This window comes from Pseudoflavonifractor phocaeensis (assembly GCF_016901955.1).
GTDB classification, from domain to species: domain Bacteria; phylum Bacillota; class Clostridia; order Oscillospirales; family Oscillospiraceae; genus Flavonifractor; species Flavonifractor phocaeensis_A.
The window spans coordinates 1-7,730 of record NZ_JACJLC010000111.1; the positions used below are offsets into that span (position 1 = coordinate 1).

Here is a 7,730-nt window from a genome sequence, read left to right on the forward strand (position 1 = left end):
CCAGATATGATAAGCTAGATGCCTCGTTCTTAGCTTTTGTGTATCTTGCATCTGTGGCTATTTTGGTGATGTAGCACATTAATTCTGATTTTTCAAACAGGACCTAGTAAAGAACTTATTGAAGTGGATGATATTAATTTCCTGACTGGAAAAAACGGAGCAGGAAAATCCACTATAATCGACGCGCTTCAAATTGTTCTTCTGGGCGAGACCAACGCCCGGAACTTCAACCAGGCAGCCAATGAAAAGTCTCAGCGGACGCTGGATGGATATCTGCGGGCTGATATGGACGAAAATAACCCAAATTCCAGACGCGGAAAAAATTACTCCACCTTTATTGCCTGCGAATTTTTGGACGATGTGGAGGGTAAGCGGTTTGTCAGCGGCGTCATCTTCGACTGCCGGAGCGACGGAAGTCGGCAAGACCGGTTTTTCCTGTATGATGGAGTACTACCAGCGGACTGCTTTATTCGCCAGGGTGAGGCCATTGATATCCCTACTCTTCGTGTGTTTTTGAAAGAGTATGGTATGCGGGGGAAGCTTTACGATACCCACAAGCAGTACCAGGAAGACCTGTTGGCCAAGTGGAATGTCCACAACGAGCAGGTCATGCGGATGATGAAGAAGGCGATCTCCTTTCGTCCCATTGTAGACATTCAAAAATTTATTACAGAGAACATCTGCGATATCCCTCAAAAGCCGGATATTGAGGCCATGCAGCAGAATGTCCGGGATTATAAGCGTCACGAGCAGTTGGCACAGCGCCAGGAGGAAAAGCTGGAGGCTTTGCAAAAGATCGGGCGGCTGTACCAGGATTGGCAGCAGGCTATCGACCGGTGGCGCATTCAATTTTTCCTGTCTCTGTGGGCAGAGAAGGAAGTGCAGCAGTCTGCCATCGAATACACAGAACGGGAACTGCAGGATGGTAAAGCCGCCTTACAGAAAACAGAGGAGGATATCCAGGCTTTTTCCCTGGAAATCGAGGAAAAAGAGAAGCGACGGCAGGAGTTAGAACTGGCAGTGGCGCAAAGCAGCGTGTTTCAGGAGGAAGAAAAGCTCCAACTGGAAAAGAAACGGCTGCTGCAGGAACAGGAAAAATTGCTGTCAGGTATGCAAATTCTGTCGCTGGAAATCCGGCAGGAGGCCAGCCGCATCCACCATTTATGCAGAGATATGGTCGCCTGGGAGACAGAAGAAGATCTGGCGCAGGTGCAGCAAGCTGCGGAGACCGCCCAAAACATATACGCCGCCCTGGAGAATACAGGAGCGCAGCTGTTTGCCCGTCCGCTCTCCCTCTTTGAGCAAGCCCAGGCCGCTGTGGCAGAGCTCACTGCGGCAATTCGAAATACTGCCCACAAGGTGGAAGACCATCTGGACACATACAGGGCCGAAGCAGATCAAAAACAGGCCGCATTAGCCAATCTGCGAAAAAACATCAAGGACTACCCTCGGGGCCTGCTCCACTTCCAAAAGCGTCTGAGCATGGAGCTGGAACAGAAGGTAGGTAAGCCAGTGGTGGTGCCAATTCTAGCCGATGTATTGGAAATGAAGGATGAGGCCTGGCGTGGTGCAGTGGAGGGCTATCTCAACACTCAGAAGTTTTATCTCCTGGTGGATCCAGCCTGCTACCCGGAGGCACAGAAACTCTATAATCAAATCAAAGAGGAGTTTGGCCAAAATTCCTTTGGCATTGTGGATATCGGCAAACTGCGGGAAAAAGAAAAACTCCACCCCCTGGAGAATAGTTTGGCCCAAAAGGTGGAAACGGAAAATGATCTGGCCCGCAGCTATATTGACTATCTTCTGGGACGGGTGGTGTGCTGTGCGCGAGTGGAGGAGCTCCGCAGCCATAAGACGGCCATCACAGCCGAAGGTATGCTGTATCAAGGGTATGTGACCCGCCCGCTGCGCCGTGCGTGGATGGAGGACGCCTTTATTGGTCGCCGTGCCGTAGCCCTGCGGATCCAGCGTCTGGAGGCGGAACTGGATCGGGTGCAGGAGCGCATCCAATATTGGGCGCCGATACTACAGGTATTGAAACGGCAGGCAGAGCCTCTGTTTAACCATTTTTTCGTTCAGAATACGGTGCAGGAAAAGCTGAATGATTACCTGCGTAGCCTGAAAATCAAAGAAGAAATTGCGCAAACAGAGGAACGGCTTTCCCAGCTGAATTTGCTCTGGCTGGATGAGCAGCGGCAGACCATTGCAAGCCTGATTGGTGAGATCAAAATCCTGCGCGACAGGCAGCAAGACACCGTGGAGCGTCGCGGAGACCTGAAAGCACAGATCCGTCAGTTGGAAGATGAGCGCCTGCCGGGTCAGCGTCAAAAACTTATGGAGCTGGAGAGTCGGATTTCCGAGACATTTCCCCAGACGTATCAGGAACAGACCGGTCTACCCCGCTACCATCAGGAACTTGCCCGTCTAAAACGGGCGGTAACGGTGCATAAGAACTTCAGCGATCAGCTACCGCGCACCATCAATGAGCGGGATCAAACCAGGGAGAAGCTGCTTCAGGCCAGGCAGAACTATGCCGATCAGTTTAAGCCTTGCCCCTTCCGGGTGGATGCTATGGACAACGGAGAATATGAGGCGGAGCGGCAGGTTCTGGAGGAAAGCGAGCTGCCAAAATACAGGGAGAAGATCAAGGCCGCCCGGGAAAGCGCCATGGAACAGTTCAAAAACGATTTTCTCAACAAACTGAAATCCAGCATTGAGCAGGTAGATCGGCAGGTCAAGAACCTCAACAAAGCTTTGAAACAGGCAAAGTTCGGAACAGACCAGTACCAGTTTAAAATAGACCGCAATCCAGATTACGCCGATTATTATGATATGATTATGGCACCGGAGCTGATGGAAGGGGATGGCGGCTTGTTTGCACTACCGTTCCAGCAGAAATACGGAAATCTGATGGAGACCTTGTTTAGCCAAATTGCCATGTCCGATGATACCCAAGTCAACGCCAGAAAGCAGAGTGAGCTTCAGCAGAATATCGAGCGATTTACCGATTTCAGGACCTACCTAAAATTCGATCTGGAAACTACGGATCAAAACGGTTCCAGGCAGCTGCTCTCCCAGACCTTGAATACCAAATCCGGCGGTGAGACTCAGACGCCCTTCTATATTGCGGTACTGGCGTCCTTTGCACAGCTGTATCAGGTAAACAATTCTTCCACCCTGGCCAGTAATACCGTTCGGCTGGTGGTATTTGACGAAGCATTCAATAAGATGGACAGTGACCGCATCATGGAGAGCGTCCGTCTCCTACGGAAAATGGGATTGCAGGCAATTATCTGTACGCCTCCGGACAAGCTGCCAGATATTATGCCCTTGGCGGATCGCACCCATTTGGTGATAAAAGAAAAGTATCAAATGCGTGTCAAGGCTTGGGGGAAGGAGATCATGCCGGCATGAAACAAAGTATCCTTCTGTCCCATCTGCTAGACAAATATGAAAATAGTAAGCATCTGACACATCCGGGCACCTCCTCACGCAGGGTGATGCTCCGGATTGAAAAACACGAATTCCCGGAGTATGCTTATGAAGATGCACAAATTCGGGATACATGGAACGACGTAGTAAACGACCTGGAAACACGTGGGCTGATTTCCGCACAGTGGGTCTACGGACGCCCGGTTCTTTCCAATGTGATACTGAATTTAGAACACCTTTCGGAGTGTTATCAGCTAACGGGCCGCACACATCCAAAAGAACTGGCGCAAACTGTAATGGAGCGTATGACCGCAAGGCTTTCTGGCGTTACGACAGACTGGATTCTGGCATGGCGTGATGACATCTGCCATCAGGCAAAAGAGGCCTTTCGGGTTCCGTCCTACTGCAAAAAGGATCTGGCGCCGCTGGACCAGCTATTAACTGCGTTTGTGGTGTACGATTCTTTGGCGGGGGAATCCATTACCATGCGCGCCTTCAGCGGAAAGTGTTATCAGAACACCAAAACCTTTGAGCGGGAGGTGCGGGATACTTTCTTACGAATTGCTTCCACGTACTGTGCCGGATTGATAGAGGCCTGTGAGCAAAGCGAGATGGGTGAGCGAGAGCAGCTGGCCTACCTGGGTATATATGCCCGTCCGGAGTTGTATGAACTTGCCGGGAACTGCGTTATCCAGACCGAACAAGGAGAGATTTCTGTGGCCGCTGCGGCGCCGTATGGTTTGGCCCTGCCTAGTCCAGGTGTTGATGCCATACAGTCTTTTGATATGAACGCCATTCAAAAACTCATTTTTATTGAGAACAAGACCAATTACGATGAATTTGTGTTGTCTGAACTGCGTCCCCAGGAGCTTGTAGTTTATCATGGCGGCTTTTTAAGTCCTCAAAAACGCAAGTTTTTTAAAAAGATGGCGGCTGCACTGCAAAACCAGACCGAGACCGTATTTTGGGCGGATATTGATTTGGGCGGATTCCAAATGTTTGAACGGCTGAAGGAGATTTTTCCTACCCTGACTCCCATGCGAATGTCTGCTGAAGATGTGACAGCCCATCATGGAACCGGACTCGTGCGCTCAGAGCAATACTTGAAAACCGTTCAGATTGCCCTCGCTTGTAATCAGTATCCGCTTTTTCATATGGCTATGAAAAAAATATTAGAATATGGTGTTACAATTGAACAGGAAGTATTTTTAACAGAGTAACTAGAAGATGCCAGTGATCACAATGGAGAGTATAAAGAATGACTGAGGTAGTTGCGGCCCTAATTTGGGATCAGGATAAGTTTATGATTTGCCAACGCCCGGCACATAAGGCCAGAGGACTCCTATGGGAGTTTGTAGGGGGCAAGGTAGAGATTGGAGAAACCAAGGAACAGGCACTCATCCGAGAATGCCAGGAGGAACTGGCCATCACACTGGATGTGGGCGAAGTATTCATGGATGTGATTCATGAATACCCAGATCTGACAGTTCATCTGACGCTGTTTCATGCGACTATTCGGGAGGGTATCCCACAAAAACTGGAGCACAATAACATTCGTTGGATTGCGGTGAATGAGATTGATCAGTGTGCATTTTACCCTGCGGATGAGGAAATTTTGAGGAGGCTAAAGGATGCCTATTAAAGCCTATCACAAACTGGTGCGGGATCGTATTCCGGAGATTATCGAAGCAGATGGGAAAACCTGCGTTTTCAAAACCTTATCTGATGAGGAATACATATACCTTCTGGAGCAAAAGTTAAATGAAGAGTTAGCTGAGTACCAAGAGAGCAAATCTTTGGAGGAACTGGCCGATCTTCTGGAGGTCATACATGCTGTCGTGAAAGCCCGCGGCTGGACCCTGAAAGAGTTTGAGCGGGTTCGGGAAGATAAGGCGGCCAAACGGGGTGGATTTGAGAAAAAGATTCTGTTATAGGAAGTGCTGTAATGAACGGAGCAACGCTCCAGGAACTAGTCGCAGAAAAAATAAAAATGCTCTATAGTGTATCTCGTGAACTGGAAGAACTGTTTCCGGGCAGGTGTTATACGCTAGACGGATACATAGTTGGAAGCATCGGAGAGGCCCTGGCGTCTAGTTATTATAATTTGGAACTATTTTCTGCTACAAAAGAAACGCACGATGCTAAAGGGCCGGATGGACGTCTGATTCAGATTAAAGCGACACAAATTGACCGTGTTTCTCTTTCTAGTGAGCCAGAGTGGTTACTTGTGCTGAAGATACATAAAGATGGGACCTTTTCCGAAGAATACAATGGGCCTGGCAAGCTTGCTTGGGCACATTGCGGGAAAATGCAGAAGAACGGCCAGCGCCAAATTTCTCTTGCTAAATTGCAGAAGCTCCAAATAGAAGTGCCTGCGAGTGATCGTCTAAAGCGAATGATGTGAGGTGAACCCTATGCCTACCTACCGCTCCGCCTCCGGCAGCAGTGCTGAGGACTTGTTCATTGAACTGTTCTCCGACACCTTCGGCGCTGAAAAGGCCGGCTATCTCTACTCCCAATATCCCTTCTCTGACATCTACCAGAACAGCCGGTTTGCCGACTTCTTGATTGAAAACGGCGGGCGGAAGGTGGCCATTGAGATCGACGACGAGGCCTCCCACAATCCCAAACTGGTCTCCCAGAACAAGTTTTACGACGACCTGCTCAAGCAGAACAGCATGATCTATCTGGGCTGGGACGTGTACCGCTGGGCGGTGCGGCAGATGCAGCAGCAGCCGGAGACCGTCAAGGACGAACTGCGGGTATTCCTGGGCCAGCATCCCAGCTTCAAGGAGATCGAGGACTACCTCCCCACCCAGCGGGGCAAGGCGCTGGATGGTTCCAAGCTAAAAACACACCAGAAGGAGGCACTGGCGGCGCTGGAGGAAATGCGCTGCAACTTCGAGACCATCGCCCTGCTCTATCACGCCACTGGCACCGGCAAGACAGTAACCGCCGTCATGGACGCCAAGCGGTTTGGCAAGCGGACGCTGTTCCTGGCCCATACGGTGGAGCTGGTGGATCAGGCCACCAAGACCTTTCGGGAGCTGTGGCCCCGGGCCACGGTGGGCCGCTACGTGGAAAGCATGAAGCAGGGCAACGCCTTCGTGGTCTGCGGCAGCATCCAGAGTGTGGCGCTGAATCTGGAGCGGTTCAAGCCGGATGATTTTGGCTACATCATCGTGGACGAGGCCCATCACGCCTCCGCCGATACATACCAGAAGGTTCTGTCCTACTTCACGCCGGAATTCACTCTGGGCCTGACCGCCACGCCGGAGCGGGCCGATGACAAGAACATCCTGGACATCTTCAAGAACACCGCCCACAAGCTGGACATCCAGACCGCTGTGGAGATCGGCGAACTGGTGCCGGTGCGATGCATCCGCATCCATACCAACATCGATCTGACCAAGGTGCGGTTCAACAGCGTCCAGTACAACATCCGGGATCTGGAGAGCAAGATCTATGTGCCGGAGCGGAACCAGCTCATCGTGGACACCTGGCTCCAGTATGTGAAGGACAAGCTGACGGTCATCTTCTGCGCCTCCGTCAAGCACGCCCAGGAAATCGCCGGGCGGCTCCATGACGCCGGTGTGGCCGCCGAGGCGGTGTCCGGCGAGAGTAAGGCCAGCGACCGCCGGGAGGTGCTGGCCCGGTTTGAAAAGGGCGAGACCAAGGTGCTGTGCGCCTGTGACCTGCTCAACGAGGGCTGGGACTGCCCGGCCACTGAGGTGCTGTTCATGGCCCGGCCCACCATGTCCAAGGTGCTCTATACCCAGCAGCTGGGCCGGGGTATGCGGCTAGCCCCCGGGAAGGAAAGTCTGATGGTGTTTGACTTCGTAGACAACGCCAGCCAGTACAACATGCCCTACTCCATGCACCGGCTGTTCCGGCTGAAGGAGTACAAGCCCGGCGCCCTGGTGCTGGGCAGCAAACAGCAGAAAACCGCCGAACAGGGCCTCTACGACCGGGGCGAGCGCCCGGATGCCCTCATCGACTGGCCGGTGGATGCCCTGGACTACGAGCTGGTGGACATCTTCAACTGGCAGGAGGAGGCCCCCGGCATGATCTCCCAGATGGAGTTCGTCCGCCGGGTGGACGTGCAGACGGAGACCATCGAGCGGTATGTCCGGGACGGCATGCTGGTGCCCGATCTGGCGGTGCCCATGAGCGAGCATCGGACTTTTAAGTAATGTCTACTGAATAACAGAAAAAGCCTTATATATCAAGCTATAGAAGGCGTTTTATGGTATAATAGGTGCAAGGAAAAGAGGGAAAATGCGCAAAAAACCTTGCAC

At 51.8% G+C, this 7,730-nt stretch carries 6 protein-coding genes; all 6 read left to right on the top strand.

Annotated elements, in window-relative coordinates; genetic code table 11:
• Positions 1 to 117 precede the first annotated feature (117 nt).
• From H6B51_RS15440 to H6B51_RS15465, 6 genes are read left to right on the top strand one after another with little or no spacing between them, the layout of a single operon-like run.
• Positions 118 to 3,414 (top strand): ATP-binding protein, encoded by a 3,297-nt coding sequence (locus H6B51_RS15440; RefSeq protein ID WP_335342188.1) that lies wholly within the window; start codon positions 118 to 120, stop codon positions 3,412 to 3,414.
• The gene (locus tag H6B51_RS15445; RefSeq protein WP_204884527.1) at positions 3,411 to 4,652 is read left to right on the top strand and encodes a Wadjet anti-phage system protein JetD domain-containing protein; all 1,242 of its coding nucleotides are present in this window, start codon (positions 3,411 to 3,413) and stop codon (positions 4,650 to 4,652) included. Before H6B51_RS15440 ends, H6B51_RS15445 begins: the two co-directional genes overlap by 4 nt.
• A 38-nt stretch (positions 4,653 to 4,690) precedes the next feature.
• A complete protein-coding gene (locus H6B51_RS15450) occupies positions 4,691 to 5,074 on the top strand; it encodes a (deoxy)nucleoside triphosphate pyrophosphohydrolase (protein ID WP_204884528.1) in 384 nt (127 codons plus the stop codon).
• A complete protein-coding gene (locus tag H6B51_RS15455) occupies positions 5,064 to 5,366 on the top strand; it encodes a nucleoside triphosphate pyrophosphohydrolase (protein ID WP_204884529.1) in 303 nt (100 codons plus the stop codon). The genes H6B51_RS15450 and H6B51_RS15455 overlap by 11 nt, the downstream gene beginning before the upstream one ends.
• Before the next feature lie 11 nt (positions 5,367 to 5,377).
• Positions 5,378 to 5,836 (top strand): DUF6998 domain-containing protein, encoded by a 459-nt coding sequence (locus H6B51_RS15460; RefSeq protein ID WP_204884530.1) that lies wholly within the window; start codon positions 5,378 to 5,380, stop codon positions 5,834 to 5,836.
• A 10-nt stretch (positions 5,837 to 5,846) separates the two neighbouring features.
• On the top strand, positions 5,847 to 7,625 hold the full coding sequence (locus H6B51_RS15465) for a DEAD/DEAH box helicase (RefSeq protein ID WP_243421355.1): 1,779 nt from the start codon (positions 5,847 to 5,849) through the stop codon (positions 7,623 to 7,625).
• The last annotated feature ends 105 nt before the right edge of the window (positions 7,626 to 7,730 follow it).

Bases quoted from the DNA above. Each gene is read 5' to 3' on its own strand.
- H6B51_RS15445 (WP_204884527.1), top strand. From the start codon at position 3,411: ATGAAACAAAGTATCCTTCTGTCCCATCTGCTAGACAAATATGAAAAT.
- H6B51_RS15450 (WP_204884528.1), top strand. From the start codon at position 4,691: ATGACTGAGGTAGTTGCGGCCCTAATTTGGGATCAGGATAAGTTTATG.
- H6B51_RS15455 (WP_204884529.1), top strand. From the start codon at position 5,064: ATGCCTATTAAAGCCTATCACAAACTGGTGCGGGATCGTATTCCGGAG.
- H6B51_RS15460 (WP_204884530.1), top strand. From the start codon at position 5,378: ATGAACGGAGCAACGCTCCAGGAACTAGTCGCAGAAAAAATAAAAATG.
- H6B51_RS15465 (WP_243421355.1), top strand. From the start codon at position 5,847: ATGCCTACCTACCGCTCCGCCTCCGGCAGCAGTGCTGAGGACTTGTTC.